The sequence below is a fragment of the Citrobacter sp. CK189 genome (assembly GCF_030333505.1).
GTDB classification, from domain to species: domain Bacteria; phylum Pseudomonadota; class Gammaproteobacteria; order Enterobacterales; family Enterobacteriaceae; genus Citrobacter_B; species Citrobacter_B koseri.
This window is the reverse complement of the sequence record NZ_JAOWFV010000039.1, coordinates 471,987-487,154: the sequence shown is the minus strand read 5'-3', so window position 1 is coordinate 487,154 and position 15,168 is coordinate 471,987. Positions and strand designations below refer to the sequence as shown.

At 54.8% G+C, this 15,168-nt stretch carries 13 protein-coding genes; 5 read left to right on the top strand and 8 right to left on the bottom strand.

Features of this window, described 5'->3' with window-relative positions; translation table 11 throughout:
• Nucleotides 1-42 precede the first annotated feature (42 nt).
• The 7 genes from gudD to syd all read right to left on the bottom strand — a co-directional run bounded on the left by gudD (nt 43) and on the right by syd (nt 7,313).
• Complete coding sequence (gene gudD / locus OGV83_RS17990) at nt 43-1,383, bottom strand: glucarate dehydratase (RefSeq protein WP_024130902.1); 1,341 nt, start codon at nt 1,381-1,383, stop codon at nt 43-45.
• Between the two features lie 19 nt (nt 1,384-1,402).
• Nucleotides 1,403-2,743 carry an enolase C-terminal domain-like protein gene (locus OGV83_RS17985; RefSeq protein WP_286464253.1) on the bottom strand — a complete coding sequence of 447 codons (1,341 nt, stop codon included), beginning with the start codon at nt 2,741-2,743 and terminating at the stop codon, nt 1,403-1,405.
• A 2-nt stretch (nt 2,744-2,745) separates the two neighbouring features.
• Nucleotides 2,746-4,098 (bottom strand): galactarate/glucarate/glycerate transporter GudP, encoded by a 1,353-nt coding sequence (gudP, locus tag OGV83_RS17980; protein ID WP_012134898.1) that lies wholly within the window; start codon nt 4,096-4,098, stop codon nt 2,746-2,748.
• 456 nt (nt 4,099-4,554) lie between these two features.
• The gene (locus tag OGV83_RS17975; protein WP_012134900.1) at nt 4,555-5,004 is read right to left on the bottom strand and encodes a flavodoxin; all 450 of its coding nucleotides are present in this window, start codon (nt 5,002-5,004) and stop codon (nt 4,555-4,557) included.
• Between the two features lie 18 nt (nt 5,005-5,022).
• A complete protein-coding gene (truC, locus tag OGV83_RS17970) occupies nt 5,023-5,805 on the bottom strand; it encodes a tRNA pseudouridine(65) synthase TruC (protein ID WP_047461581.1) in 783 nt (260 codons plus the stop codon).
• Nucleotides 5,805-6,134, bottom strand: coding sequence for a YqcC family protein (locus OGV83_RS17965; RefSeq protein ID WP_058668029.1), 330 nt, complete (start codon nt 6,132-6,134; stop codon nt 5,805-5,807). Before OGV83_RS17965 ends, truC begins: the two co-directional genes overlap by 1 nt.
• A gap of 633 nt (nt 6,135-6,767) precedes the next feature.
• Entirely contained in the window at nt 6,768-7,313 is a 546-nt protein-coding gene (gene syd / locus OGV83_RS17960) for a SecY-interacting protein (protein ID WP_047461575.1), read from the bottom strand.
• A gap of 68 nt (nt 7,314-7,381) precedes the next feature.
• Between syd and queF the strand changes: the two genes are divergently transcribed.
• From queF to xni, 5 genes are all read left to right on the top strand, one after another.
• Complete coding sequence (queF, locus tag OGV83_RS17955; protein WP_114848807.1) at nt 7,382-8,230, top strand: NADPH-dependent 7-cyano-7-deazaguanine reductase QueF; 849 nt, start codon at nt 7,382-7,384, stop codon at nt 8,228-8,230.
• 114 nt (nt 8,231-8,344) lie between these two features.
• Complete coding sequence (gene ppnN / locus OGV83_RS17950; RefSeq protein ID WP_049009490.1) at nt 8,345-9,709, top strand: nucleotide 5'-monophosphate nucleosidase PpnN; 1,365 nt, start codon at nt 8,345-8,347, stop codon at nt 9,707-9,709.
• 564 nt (nt 9,710-10,273) lie between these two features.
• Nucleotides 10,274-11,563, top strand: a complete 1,290-nt coding sequence (sdaC, locus tag OGV83_RS17945) for an HAAAP family serine/threonine permease SdaC (RefSeq protein ID WP_049009488.1) — start codon at nt 10,274-10,276, stop codon at nt 11,561-11,563.
• 60 nt (nt 11,564-11,623) lie between these two features.
• Nucleotides 11,624-12,991, top strand: coding sequence for an L-serine ammonia-lyase II (gene sdaB, locus OGV83_RS17940; protein ID WP_115181216.1), 1,368 nt, complete (start codon nt 11,624-11,626; stop codon nt 12,989-12,991).
• Between the two features lie 170 nt (nt 12,992-13,161).
• The gene (xni, locus tag OGV83_RS17935) at nt 13,162-13,917 is read left to right on the top strand and encodes a flap endonuclease Xni (RefSeq protein WP_047461571.1); all 756 of its coding nucleotides are present in this window, start codon (nt 13,162-13,164) and stop codon (nt 13,915-13,917) included.
• An 80-nt stretch (nt 13,918-13,997) separates the two neighbouring features.
• On the opposite strand, the gene fucO is transcribed toward xni, so the two are convergent.
• A complete protein-coding gene (fucO, locus tag OGV83_RS17930) occupies nt 13,998-15,146 on the bottom strand; it encodes a lactaldehyde reductase (RefSeq protein WP_058668032.1) in 1,149 nt (382 codons plus the stop codon).
• Nucleotides 15,147-15,168 lie beyond the last annotated feature (22 nt).

The window sequence follows — 15,168 nt, the reverse complement described above, 5'->3', positions numbered from 1 at the left end:
CAGGAGAAGAACCGACCCCATGACGAAACCGGTTCAATACAGTCAGCGCACCATGCACGGGCGCTTATTGTCGAATGTCCAGTTCGGGATCAGATACTGCATTCCCATCGCATCATCACGCGCGCCCAGGCCATGTTGCTGATACAACTCGTGCGCCTTCATCACCTGATCCATGTCAATCTCAACGCCAAGACCTGGTTTATCGGGCACCTGCACCATACCGCCTTTGATTTCAAACGGCTCTTTGGTCAGACGCTGATTACCTTCCTGCCAGATCCAGTGGGTGTCGATCGCGGTGATCTTGCCTGGCGCGGCGGCGGCCACATGCGTGAACATCGCCAGGGAAATATCAAAGTGGTTATTGGAATGCGAACCCCAGGTCAGGCCGAACTCATGGCACATCTGCGCGACGCGAACTGATCCCTGCATCGTCCAGAAATGTGGGTCAGCCAGCGGAATGTCCACAGACTGCAAGGAGAGCGTATGCCCCATCTGACGCCAGTCAGTGGCGATCATATTGGTGGCCGTCGGCAGACCGGTCGCGCGACGGAACTCCGCCATCACTTCGCGGCCAGAGAAACCCTGCTCCGCCCCGCACGGATCTTCCGCATAGGCCAGCGAGCCTTTCAGGTACTTACCGATTTGGATTGCTTCGTTCAGCGACCAGGCGCCGTTCGGGTCCAGCGTCACGCGGGCATTCGGGAAGCGTTTCGCCAGCGCTACAATGGATTCCGCCTCTTCATCTCCCGCCAGAACGCCGCCCTTCAGTTTAAAGTCGTTAAAGCCATACTTCTCGTATGCCGCTTCCGCCAGGCGGACGACCGCATCAGGAGTCATCGCCTCTTCGTGACGCAGACGATACCAGTCGCATTTCTCATCCGGCTGACTCTGGTACGGCAGCGGCGTCGCTTTACGGTTGCCGACAAAGAACAGATAGCCAAGCATTTCCACTTCGCTACGCTGTTGCCCCTCACCCAGCAGGGATGCCACGTTAACCCCCAGGTGTTGGCCTAACAGATCAAGCAGCGCCGCTTCAATGCCGGTGACCACATGAATGGTGGTACGTAAGTCGAAGGTTTGTAAGCCGCGCCCACCCGCATCACGATCGGCGAACTGATGACGCACGGCATTCAGCACGTTTTTGTACTCACCCAGCGTTTTACCCACCACCAGCGGGATCGCCTCTTCCAGCGTCTGGCGGATTTTCTCGCCGCCGGGGATTTCCCCTACGCCGGTGTGACCAGAATTGTCTTTAATAATGACGATATTACGGGTGAAGAACGGCGCATGCGCCCCGCTCAGGTTCATCAGCATACTGTCATGCCCCGCAACCGGGATAACCTGCATAGCGGTAACAACAGGGGTCGTAAATTGTGTACTCATCATTCAGTCCTTATATGAATTAGCGACGGCCGAAAACGGGGCGTTTACGATCAAAAGTCCAGCCGGGGATCAGGTATTGCATCGGGCCTGCGTCATTGCGCGCGCCGCCGGGCAGTTTCTTGTAAGCGTCATGCGCTTTCTGCACCTGCTCCCAGTCCAGCTCCACGCCAAGACCCGGCGCATCCGGCACTGCAATTTTTCCGTCTTTAATTTCCAGCGGTTGCTTCGTCAGGCGACAATCGCCCTCCTGCCAGATCCAGTGGGTGTCAATCGCCGTCGGTTTACCCGGCGCGGCAGCACCAACGTGAGTGAACATCGCCAGGGAAATATCGAAATGGTTGTTCGAATGGCAGCCCCAGGTCAGCCCCCAGTCATCGCATAATTGCGCCACGCGCACCGCGCCGGAGAGCGTCCAGAAATGCGGGTCGGCGAGCGGAATATCCACCGCGTTTAACATCACCGCATGGCCCATTTCACGCCAGTTGGTGGCAATCATGTTGGTCGCGACCGGCAGCCCCGTCGCACGACGGAACTCCGCCATCACTTCACGCCCGGAGAATCCTTGTTCTGCGCCACACGGATCTTCAGCATACGTGAGCACATCGTTCAGCCCTTTACACAGTGCGATGGCTTCATCCAGCAGCCAGGCGCCGTTTGGGTCAACCGTGATTCGCGCATCCGGGAAGCGTTTTTTCAGCGCGCGGGCCGTGTCGATCTCCTGCTCGCCGGGCAACACGCCGCCCTTCAGTTTGAAATCTTTAAAGCCGTAGCGATCCTGCGCCGCCTGCGCCAGATGCACAACCGCGTCGCTGGTGAGCGCTTCCTGATGGCGCAGGTGATACCAGTCATGATTGCCCGGCGTTTTTTCGAGATAAGGTAAATCCGTTTTGGTGCGATCGCCCACGTAGAAAAGGTAGCCCAGCACAGTCACCGCATCGCGTTGTTTGCCCGGCCCTAACAGTTCGCACACCGGTACATTCAGCGCTTTGCCCAGCAGATCCAGCAGCGCCGCTTCCAGAGCCGCTACCGCATTCACCCGCAGTTCGAAAGTCCAGGCGCCTTTACCAAAGGTATCAAAGTCGGCAGCCTGATTACCTTTATGCACCTGTTGCACCACTTTATTCAGGCGGGCCACTTCCTGGCCTAAAACCATCGGAATCGCATCCACCAGCGTCTGGTAAATCACCTCGCCGCCGGGCGCTTCACCCACGCCGGTGTTACCGGCGTTATCGGTGAGGACGACGATATTGCGCGTGAAATACGCGTTATGCGCCCCACCGATGTTGAGTAACATACTGTCATGTCCGGCCTCCGGAATGACTTTCATATCGGTAATGACGGGACTTGATTGCGTTGTCATATTTATTGTCCTGCTACAGGTTTCAGTTCGATGCGTTTAATATCCCCGACCAGCACGAGGTAACTCAGTACCGCCACCAGCGCATGGACGCCAACGTAAATCAGCGCGCCATTGAACGAGCCGGTCGTGCCGACGATGTAGCCAATCGCAATTGGCGTTACGATGCCGGAAATATTGCCAAACATGTTGAATAAGCCGCCGCTCAAGCCGCTGATTTCTTTCGGCGCGGTGTCCGCCATGACTGCCCAGCCCAACGCGCCAATGCCTTTACCGAAGAAGGCCAGCGCCATGAAGCCGATAATCATCCATTCGACGTTGACGTAATTACAGAACACCATCACCATCGACAGCAGCATCCCCATCACGATCGGCGTCTTACGGGCGATGTTCAGCGAGCCGGTACGACGCATCAGCCAGTCGGAAATAATGCCGCCCAGCACGCCGCCCACGAAGCCGCAAATAGCCGGGACGGAAGCGACGAATCCCGCTTTCAGAATCGACATGCCACGCGCCTGCACCAGATAAACCGGGAACCAGGTGATAAAGAAATAGGTCAACGCATTAATGCAGTACTGGCCGATATAGACGCCGATCATCATGCGGGAACCCAGCAGCTGTTTGATTTGGCCCCATTTCACGCTAAACGGGACTTTCACCTTCGTATCTTTCTGATCCATATTGATCAGCGCGCCGCCTTCAGCAATGTACTCCAGCTCTTTTTTGTTAACGCCGGGATGCTGGTTTGGTTCATGGATCACTTTCAGCCAGATAAAGCTGATCACGATCCCCAGACCGCCCATAAAGAAGAAGACATGCGACCAACCCACTTCATGGGTCAGCCAGCCCATGATTGGCGCAAAGATAACGGTGGCAAAGTATTGCGCGGAGTTGAAAATCGCCACCGCCGTTCCCCTCTCCTGCGCCGGGAACCAGGCCGCGACGATTCGGCTGTTGCCGGGGAAAGATGGCGCTTCGGCTAACCCGACCAGGAATCGCAGGGTAAACAGCGCCACGATGATGCCAAAACCGCTGAAGATATCCACAAAGCCCTGTAACAGGGTAAACATGGACCAGATAAAGATGGACCAGAAGTAGACACGTTTAGAACCAAAACGGTCGAGCAGCCAACCGCCGGGGATTTGCCCGATCACGTAGGCCCATGAGAAAGCGGAGAACACGTACCCCATGCCTACCGGGTCGAGACCAATATCTTTGGCCATTTCCGATCCGGCAATGGACAATGTGGCGCGGTCGCCATAGTTGAAGGATGTGACGATAAACAGCATCACCACTATCCAGTAGCGGGCATTGGTGCGTTTTTCCGCGCCGCTCACCGCGTGACTTAATGAACTCATTGTTGCACTCCTGAATTTTCGCGTTATCTACGCTCACTCTGAACTGCACAACCGGTAGGGAATCAGAGATGACGTTTCGTGTTTTTTTGCAGCTTTTTATGAGGTCGTTTGCCTTGTGTACTGCATTTTTAATAACTGGCACGAGAAGTATAAAAAGCACACCTCGCACTCTCACCGTGCAACAACACAGTATTTCGGCAGCGTATCACGTATGTTTGTGGCAAAAGCCCAGGGCAATGGAAGCCACTTCACGGAAATGAAAAACGAAGAGGTAAACAGACAGGGTGCGAGAAGCAAAAGAAGAGGAGTGTGAAACGGGTCGCTTGACCCTATGAAAATGCCTCTGAAAACCCTTTCGTATGAAAGGGTTTTAGGGCAAATGCCTGATGGCGCTACGCTTATCAGGCCAACAGACTGCGCATGTAGACCGGACGTCGCCATCCGGCTGGGTTTTGCTCAGGAGAGCAATGTTCCCCAGTTTTCGACCCAGGGGTTGGATTCGCTCTCCGGCTCCGGGTGTTCGCTGGCGTCAATCAACAGCATCTCCCCAACACGCTGCGCGCTTTGCTCCTGCAACAGCGCATCGAACTGTTTGCCGCCATTGCAAAAATTAACGTAGCTGCTGTCGCCCAGCGCAATCACGCCGTAACGCAGATTTGGCTGAAAACCGAGATTGTCCTTTATTCCCTGGAACAGCGGCACAATGCTGTCCGGAAGATCGCCCTGCCCCGTCGTCGATGTCACAACCAGCACAACTTTATCCAGATACGGCTGCCAGTCGCTCAGTTGCGGATCTTCAAAGACGGTTGCTTTATGCCCCTGCGCGGTAAGGATCGCCTCGGCCTCTTCGGCAACCAACAGCGAGTTTCCATACATGGTGCCGACAAAAATACCAATTTCCGCCATTAACGTTTTCTCCCTGATTTAAGCCTGATTATTTTCATCCTGCCGGGACAACGCACTAAACTCAACCCTTTCATTCTCAGGGAGAAGTCCGCGCCAGCCAAACTGTGATAACGCCTGCATCCAGACGTCGTCCAGACCGGCGCGCAGGATCAGCGGTTCACCGGTAAAGGGGTGGGTAAGCGTCAGTTGACTGGCATGCAACATTAAGCGCTGGCAACCAAAATGCTCTGCGGCGCTGCGATTCTGACGTAAATCGCCGTGTTTGCTGTCGCCGATAATCGGATGGCGTAAATGCGCGAGATGACGTCTGAGCTGGTGTTTACGGCCCGTTTTCGGCTCCAGTTCCACCAGGCCGTAGCGGGTTGTCGGATAACGCCCGGTCGCCACCGGCATTTCGACCGTCGCCAGCCCCCGGTAATGGGTCACGGCAGGCTGCGGGCCTTTATCTTCGCGGGCAAATTTATCGGCAATCTTATCCAGTTCTTCCACCAGCGGATAATCCAGAACGGCCTCATCCATTAACCAGCCGCGCACAATCGCATGGTAGCGTTTCTGAATCTGATGCTGCTCAAACTGCTGCGCCAGCAAGCGCCCCGCTTCGCTGGAAAGCCCCATCAGCAGGACACCGGAAGTCGGCCTGTCGAGCCGGTGGGCGGTAAAGACGTGCTGACCAATCTGGTCGCGTACGGTTTGCATCACCACGACTTTTTCGTCGCGATCCAACCAGCTGCGGTGAACCAGCCAGCCAGACGGTTTATTCACCGCCACCAGCCATTCATCCTGATAGAGGATTTCCAGCATCAGACGTTATCGCGCGTAAACAGCGCGTCCAGATCCTGCAATGTCGTCAGGATCACCTCGCGTTGAGGATGATCGGCCGTCAGCGCCATTTCATAATACGGCGCGACAGCAAAGGCTTGCGGAAGCGGCTGCGCGTTATCGAGCAACGCGTGCATACGGGGGATCAACACCCATTGCAGCCATTCAAGCGGTTCCATCGTATCCATACAAAAAGGTTGCGTGCTGGTAAACAGGTGGGCCTGCGGCTCGTCCATCCGCCAGTGATGATGTTCACGCAGCAGGGCTTCCAGCGCGTGGAGTTGCTGGCGCACACGGTCATGAGTCGTCATGAAATTAACCTCAGTGATGAAAAACTGGCGCGAAGAATAGCATCAGTGAAGACGAAATAAAAAAAGGGAGCACTGTAAAAACAGTGCTCCCGGTTCGTTTCGCAGCATTCCGGCTACTTTTGGTGCTCCCTGCTCATCCGTGACAACTTTTCCTGTGGTCTTGCGACCTGCTCATCCTGAACAATTTGCATCCTGCTCACATCACCCCGATGTGAATCGACTTCATCCTGAAGTATCCTGGCCATCCTGACCCACCGAACATCCTGCCCGGCTCTCGTTCTCCGTCCTGGAGGTGTCCCTTAACGCATCCGGCGTTTTCCACTTTGCTTCATCCTGAAGCCTGTCCTTGTAACACCATCCTGGCGTGTCCTGCTGAAGCGCCATCATCCTGACGTTCGCTTCGTTGTGCGACTCCTTGTCGACAGGTATAGAATCGCCTGTTTCGCCTTGTCTTACAAGACACTTACAGACAATGCCTTAAGGATATTTTCATATGAAAGGCAGGATTGTTAACTCAACTCATTAATATTAAAGGAATTATAGTTAACACCATGGAATAAGTATTCGCTTATTATCTGGCGATCTCTCACAGGGTATGTAAGAGATCTCTCACACGGTGTCTGGCAAAGTGGATTACAGAAGCGGCTTAAGCTGAGTCAGGAATTCCGCAAGAGAGGCGGCCAGAACGGTACGATTGCGCGTTCCCAGCGTCTCTTTGCAAACTTCCCCAGAGAGATTACACACCGAAATGACCTCAAGTTCATTTTCCAGCGTGGCGATAAAAAGCGTAGGCGGTAACTTGAGACGCTTCTGCGTGACCAGATGGCCGATCAGGTTTTCCTGAACGCGTCTGAAGTCATCTGCGCTCCATGTTTGCAGCAGCGTCAGCTTTTCATCCGCGAACTGCGCGTACATATCCCCGGCAAATTGCGTGGTGTAAAAAGCATGGACCGCAGGTTGTATCACAATATCAAATGCGCGTTCAACCGCGTTTACATTCGCCTCGCCTTCAAACGGCTGCGGCTGCCAGTAAACGGCATCGCTGGTCGAAGAGATAATGCACGGGGAAGGCACGCCATACAGCTCTTCGCTGAGCGGCCAGCTGTTGTGTTTCTCATGCCATGCGTCGCAATAACGCGTCGTAAATGCCGTCAGGGCTTGCGATGTCAGTTCGTCCACCGATTTCTCTCTTCATAAAAGCCAGGATACACTTGACGCATAGTGTATCTGGTTTATGACGGTGAAACATGTCTTCTTATGAAAACCATCAGGCGCTTGATGGCCTGACTCTCGGAAAATCAACGGATTACCGGGATAATTATGACGCCAGCCTGCTACAGGGCGTCCCGCGCAGCCTGAATCGCGATCCGCTGGATTTAAAAGCGGACAATCTGCCTTTTCACGGCGCCGATATCTGGACGCTGTATGAACTGTCATGGCTGAACGCGAAAGGCGTGCCGCAGGTCGCCGTTGGTCATGTGGAACTGGACTACACCAGCGTCAATTTGATTGAGTCGAAAAGTTTTAAGCTGTACCTGAACAGCTTTAACCAGACCCGTTTTGACTCCTGGGACGCCGTGCGTCAGACGCTGGAAAACGACCTGCGCGCCTGTGCGCAAGGCGAAGTCAGCGTCGCGCTGTACCGTCTTGATGAGCTGGAAGGGCAACCTGTCGCCCATTTTCACGGCACCTGCATTGATGACCAGGATATCACCATCGATAACTATCAGTTCAGCACCGACTATCTGGAGAATGCCGCCAGCGGCGAAAAAGTCGTGGAAGAGACGCTGGTCAGCCATCTGCTGAAGTCAAACTGCCTGATCACCCACCAGCCGGACTGGGGCTCCATACAAATTCGTTATCGCGGGCGCAAAATCGACCGCGAGAAGCTGCTGCGTTATCTGGTCTCGTTCCGTCATCACAACGAGTTCCACGAGCAGTGCGTTGAGCGCATTTTTAACGACCTTCTGCGTTTCTGCCAGCCGGAAAAACTGAGCGTGTACGCACGCTATACGCGTCGTGGCGGTCTGGATATCAACCCGTGGCGCAGCAACACCGATTTTGTGCCTGCGACGGGCAGACTGGTGCGTCAGTAATCTTTTTTTCTCAATTTTGCGCGCCGGATTCCGCGCGCAAGGTTGTGAAAGGTCATAAGCCAGCGCTATTGTAATCAACAGGGAATGACGTCTTGCGTCCCATAAGGAGTTTACTTGATTACACATATTAGCCCGCTTGGCTCAATGGACATGTTGTCGCAGCTGGAAGTCGATATGCTTAAACGCACGGCCAGCAGCGACTTGTATCAACTGTTTCGTAACTGTTCGCTTGCCGTACTGAACTCCGGCAGTCTGACTGATAACAGCAAAGAATTGCTGTCTCGTTTTGAAAGTTTCGACATCAACGTGCTGCGTCGTGAACGCGGCGTGAAGCTCGAACTGATTAACCCGCCTGAAGACGCCTTTGTGGACGGACGCATCATCCGCGCCTTGCAGGCTAACCTGTTCGCCGTGTTGCGCGACATCCTGTTCGTCAACGGTCAGATTCACAATGCAGGCCGTTTCCAGCATCTGGATCTCGAAAGCTCGGTGCATATTACCAACCTGGTGTTCTCGATTCTGCGCAACGCCCGGGCGCTGCACGTCGGCGAAGCGCCAAACATGGTCGTCTGCTGGGGCGGTCACTCCATTAACGAAAACGAATATCTCTATGCCCGCCGCGTCGGCACCCAGCTGGGTCTGCGTGAGCTGAACATTTGCACCGGCTGCGGGCCAGGGGCAATGGAAGCGCCAATGAAAGGCGCAGCGGTAGGCCACGCGCAGCAGCGTTACAAAGACAGCCGCTTTATCGGTATGACGGAACCTTCCATCATCGCGGCAGAACCGCCTAACCCGCTGGTCAATGAATTGATCATCATGCCGGATATCGAAAAACGCCTCGAAGCCTTCGTGCGTATCGCCCACGGCATCATCATCTTCCCAGGCGGCGTCGGTACGGCGGAAGAACTTCTCTATCTGCTGGGGATTCTGATGAACCCGGCGAATAAAGATCAGGTGCTGCCGCTGATCCTCACCGGGCCGAAAGAGAGTGCGGATTACTTCCGCGTGCTGGACGAATTTATCGTGCATACGCTGGGAGAAGACGCCCGCCGTTACTACCGCATCATCATTGATGACGCCACGGAAGTGGCGCGGCTGATGAAAAAAGCGATGCCGCTGGTGAAAGAGAATCGCCGCGACACTGGCGACGCTTACAGCTTCAACTGGTCGATTCGCATCGCGCCGGACCTGCAAATTCCGTTCGAACCGTCGCATGAGAATATGGCGAATCTGCAACTTTACCCCGATCAGCCGGTTGAAATTCTGGCGGCGGATCTGCGGCGCGCCTTCTCCGGCATCGTTGCGGGTAACGTCAAGGAGGTCGGCATCCGTGCGATTGAGGAGTTCGGGCCTTATAAAATCCACGGCGACCGCGAGATGATGCGTCGCATGGACGACCTGCTCCAGGGCTTTGTCGCGCAGCATCGTATGAAACTGCCCGGCTCGGCTTACATTCCCTGCTACGAAATCTGCGCATAACGCGCAGCGCCCGGTGGAGCACATCCGCCGGGTCAGACGATCGTCCGCTTTCTCAGACCGGGTCTGGTGTTTTCACCGCCCGGTTTTTTCATTGATACCAGTCACATAGTGAAGCTAAGTTTATAAATGCCGCTTATATTTCAAAATAAAAGCATTAATGCGCAAACGTTTACCTTACAATACCAATAGTAATTTATCAGCCGTAATTCTTATTAGTCGCGACAATCCTCCAAAAACATTGTTTTTTATAGCCAAACCTCCGTATATTGCGCCCCGATCTTTTAGGGCATATGTCGTTAATGGTAGCCTTCGCGCCCGTAAATTCGCTTTGACGTTTTTTTAACAGATTAATGGTCCAAATTTATCCACATAACAGGTGGATTATTGCATTTGGGATCGCGATCACTGATACATTCATAAGTTAAATGTATCTTTCCGCCCGCAAATTATTACGGCGAAAAATTATATAAAAATCGTCATTAAACGAATTTCATTTTACGGTCAGGTCTTTTTTCATTGGATTAGACCACAAACCTGACTTTTAGCTTCCTCCAGGAGAAACAGATGGAAACCACTCAAACCAGCACTATTGCTTCGATTGATTCTCGAAGCGGATGGCGCAAGACGGACACCATGTGGATGCTGGGCCTTTACGGCACGGCAATCGGCGCGGGCGTACTGTTCCTGCCAATTAACGCAGGCGTCGGCGGTATGATCCCGCTGATCATCATGGCGATTATCGCTTTCCCGATGACCTTCTTCGCACACCGCGGCCTGACTCGCTTCGTGCTGTCCGGTAAAAACCCTGGCGAAGACATCACTGAAGTGGTTGAAGAGCACTTCGGTATTGGCGCGGGTAAACTGATCACCCTGCTCTACTTCTTCGCGATTTACCCGATTCTGCTGGTTTACAGTGTGGCGATTACCAACACCGTGGAAAGCTTCATGACCCACCAGTTGGCCATCACCCCGCCGCCGCGCGCGATTCTGTCTCTGATCCTGATTGTCGGCATGATGACCATCGTGCGCTTCGGTGAGCAGATGATCGTTAAAGCGATGAGTATTCTGGTATTCCCGTTTGTTGCGGCCCTGATGCTGCTGGCCCTGTACCTGATCCCTCAGTGGAGCGGCGCAGCGCTGGAAACGCTCTCCTTTGATTCCGCTGCCTCTACCGGCAATGGTCTGTGGATGACGCTGTGGCTGGCAATTCCGGTAATGGTGTTCTCTTTCAACCACTCTCCAATCATCTCCTCCTTCGCGGTCGCGAAGCGTGAAGAGTACGGCGATGCGGCTGAGAAGAAATGCTCTAAGATCCTGGCATTCGCTCACATCATGATGGTGCTGACCGTTATGTTCTTCGTCTTCAGTTGCGTATTGAGCCTGACGCCGGCAGACCTGGCAGCAGCGAAAGAGCAGAACATCTCTATTCTGTCTTACCTGGCGAACCACTTTAACGCGCCAGTCATCGCCTGGATGGCGCCGATCATCGCGATTATCGCCATCACGAAATCCTTCCTCGGCCACTACCTGGGCGCTCGTGAAGGTTTCAACGGAATGGTTATCAAGTCTCTGCGCGGCAAAGGCAAATCCATCGAAATCAACAAACTGAACAAAATCACTGCGCTGTTCATGCTGGTTACGACCTGGATTGTCGCCACGCTGAACCCAAGCATCCTGGGAATGATTGAAACCCTGGGCGGCCCAATCATCGCGATGATTCTGTTCCTGATGCCGATGTATGCCATCCAGAAAGTCCCGGCAATGCGTAAGTACAGCGGCCACATCAGCAACGTATTCGTTGTTGTTATGGGTCTGATCGCTATCTCCGCTATTTTCTACTCCCTGTTCAGCTAAGTTTTGTAGCGCCGCTTTCGGGCGGCGCTTCCTCCCTGAGATTTAAGCAATGGATGCCCTATGATTAGCGTATTCGATATTTTCAAAATCGGCATTGGCCCTTCCAGCTCTCACACCGTCGGGCCAATGAAAGCAGGCAAACAATTCACGGATGATCTGATTGCCCGCAATATCCTGACCGATGTCACCCGCGTCGTGGTGGATGTCTATGGTTCACTGTCGCTGACCGGTAAAGGTCACCACACTGACATTGCCATTATTATGGGTCTGGCGGGAAATCTGCCGGATACCGTCGACATCGACTCCATTCCATTCTTTATTCAGGACGTGAACACCCACGGACGTTTACTGCTGGCGAATGGTCAGCATGAAGTGGAGTTTCCGGTCGATAAGTGCATGAATTTCCATGCCGACAACCTGTCTCTGCATGAGAACGGGATGCGTATTAGCGCGCTGGCGGGCGATAAGGTCCTCTACAGCCAAACTTACTACTCCATTGGCGGTGGTTTCATCGTTGATGAAGAACATTTCGGTTTGTCGAACAGTGCGCCGGTCAACGTGCCGTATCCGTACAAATCCGCAGCCGATCTGCAAAAACACTGCCAGGAAACCGGTCTATCGCTTTCCGGCCTGATGATGCAAAACGAGCTGGCGCTGCACAGCAAAGAAGAGCTGGAACAGCACTTTGCCAACGTCTGGGAAGTGATGCGCGGCGGTATTGAGCGCGGCATCACGACGGAAGGCGTACTGCCGGGGAAACTGCGCGTTCCACGTCGTGCCGCAGCGCTGCGTCGTATGCTGGTCAGCCAGGATAAAACCACGACCGATCCGATGGCGGTTGTCGACTGGATCAACATGTTCGCGCTGGCGGTCAACGAAGAGAACGCGGCGGGCGGGCGTGTCGTGACTGCGCCAACCAACGGCGCATGCGGCATCGTTCCGGCGGTACTGGCGTACTACGACAAGTTTATCCGCGAAGTTAACGCCAACTCACTGGCTCGCTACATGCTGGTGGCCAGCGCGATCGGCTCTCTGTACAAGATGAACGCCTCCATTTCCGGTGCGGAAGTGGGCTGTCAGGGTGAGGTCGGCGTGGCCTGCTCTATGGCGGCGGCGGGTCTGGCAGAGCTGCTGGGCGGCAGTCCGACGCAAGTGTGCATCGCTGCGGAAATTGGCATGGAACACAACCTGGGTCTGACCTGCGATCCGGTTGCGGGCCAGGTACAGGTGCCGTGCATTGAGCGTAACGCGATTGCCTCCGTGAAAGCGGTCAACGCCGCGCGTATGGCGCTGCGTCGTACCAGCGAGCCGCGCGTGTGCCTCGATAAAGTTATTGAGACCATGTACGAAACCGGTAAAGACATGAACGCCAAGTACCGTGAAACCTCTCGCGGCGGCCTGGCGATGAAGATTGTCGCCTGCGATTAAGTCCTACCACGTTTCAGGATCTGTAGGCCGGATAAGGCGCTCGCCGCCATCCGGCATTTATTGCCTGATGGCGCTTCGCTTATCAGGCCTACGGATCGCGCTATTTCGCAACACTCGCCTCCTGTCGCCCTGGATGTTACCCTGTCCCCAAATTTGTCAGGGAGAACACCGTGGCCGTCCATCTGCTTATCGTCGATGCACTGAATTTAATTCGCCGTATTCATGCGGTTCAAGGCTCGCCCTGCGCGGAGACCTGCCTGCATGCGCTTGAGCAGTTGATTGTACACAGTCAGCCGACGCACGCCGTCGCCGTATTTGACGATGAAGCGCGCAACAGCGGCTGGCGTCATCAGCGTCTCCCGGACTACAAAGCCGGTCGTCCTCCCATGCCTGACGAGTTGCACAATGAGATGCCCGCAATACGCGCCGCCTTCGAACAGCGCGGCGTGCAATGCTGGGTTTCCAGCGGCAATGAGGCGGATGATTTAGCCGCCACGCTGGCGGTCAAGGTCACACAGGCCGGGCATCAGGCCACTATCGTTTCTACCGACAAAGGCTACTGTCAGTTGCTCTCCCCGACGCTGCGTATCCGCGATTATTTCCAGAAACGCTGGCTGGATGCGCCATTCATTGAGAAAGAGTTCGGCGTCCTTCCCCAACAGTTGCCGGACTACTGGGGGCTGGCGGGGATCAGCAGTTCAAAAGTCCCCGGCGTGGCGGGTATCGGCCCCAAAAGCGCGACTCAATTGTTGGTTCAGTTTCAGACTCTGGAAGGGATTTATGCGCACCTCGACGAGGTGGCGGAAAAGTGGCGCAAGAAGCTTGAAGCGCATAAAGAGATGGCATTTTTGTGCCGCGATATCGCGCGCCTGCAAACGGATCTCCATATCGACGGGAACTTGCAGCAGCTACGGCTGACGCGGTAGCTGTGTTGCCGGGTGGCGCTACGCTTATCCGACCTACATTTCGTGCAATCCTGTAGGCCGGATAAGGCCATCCGGCAAAATTACCAGGCGGTATGATACAACTCGACGATATCGGCAATACTCGCTTCACGCGGATTACCACCGGTGCAAACATCGTCAAATGCCGCCTGCGCCAGCGCCGGAATATCCTCTTTACGCACGCCGACATCGCGTAAATGCAACGGAATACCGACGTCCCGGTTGAGGGTAAATACCGCTTCCACGGCGGCATTACGCGCCTCGCTCAAACTTATCCCTTCAACCTTCTCGCCCATCGCACGCGCGATATCACGGAACTTCTCACCGGTATATTCCGCGTTGTAGCGCATGATATGCGGCAGAAGAATCGCATTAGCAACGCCGTGCGGAGTGTTATAAAACGCGCCCAGCGGATGCGCCATCCCGTGCACCAGCCCAAGCCCCACGTTGGAAAAGCCCATCCCGGCAACATACTGCCCCAGCGCCATCGCTTCGCCCGCTTCACGCTCGCCCGCAACCGAACCACGCAATGCCCCGGCGATAATCTCAATGGCCTTAATATGCAGCGCATCCGTCAACGCCCACGCGGCACGGGTGATGTATCCTTCGATCGCGTGGGTTAACGCATCCACCCCGGTTGCCGCCTTCAGCGCGGGCGGCATGCCATCCATCATGTCGGCATCAATAAACGCGACCTGCGGGATATCATGCGGATCGACACAAACAAATTTACGCCGCTTTTCTTCATCGGTGATCACATAGTTAATGGTCACTTCCGCTGCGGTTCCCGCAGTGGTCGGGATCGCCATCACCGGCACGCTCGGATAACGGGTCGGCGACAGACCTTCCAGACTGCGCACGTCAGCAAACTCAGGGTTATTGCTGATAATACCGATCGCCTTACAGGTATCCTGCGGGGAGCCGCCGCCGATGGCAATCAGGTAGTCTGCCCCGCTTTGTTGAAATACGTTCAGCCCCTCTTTCACCACACCGATGGTTGGATTTGGGATCACGCCATCGTAGATCGCCCATGCCAGCCCTGCGGCATCCATCTTATCCGTGACGTTTCTGACCACACCGCACTGCACCAGCGTTTTGTCACTGACAATTAGCGCCTTGCGATAGCCCCGGCGTTGAACCTCATCGGTTAACGCCGCCACCGCCCCCCGGCCAAACCATGCCGTTTCGTTCAGGATCATTCTGTTCGCCATAGCCCGTCTCCTTCGCTGTGCG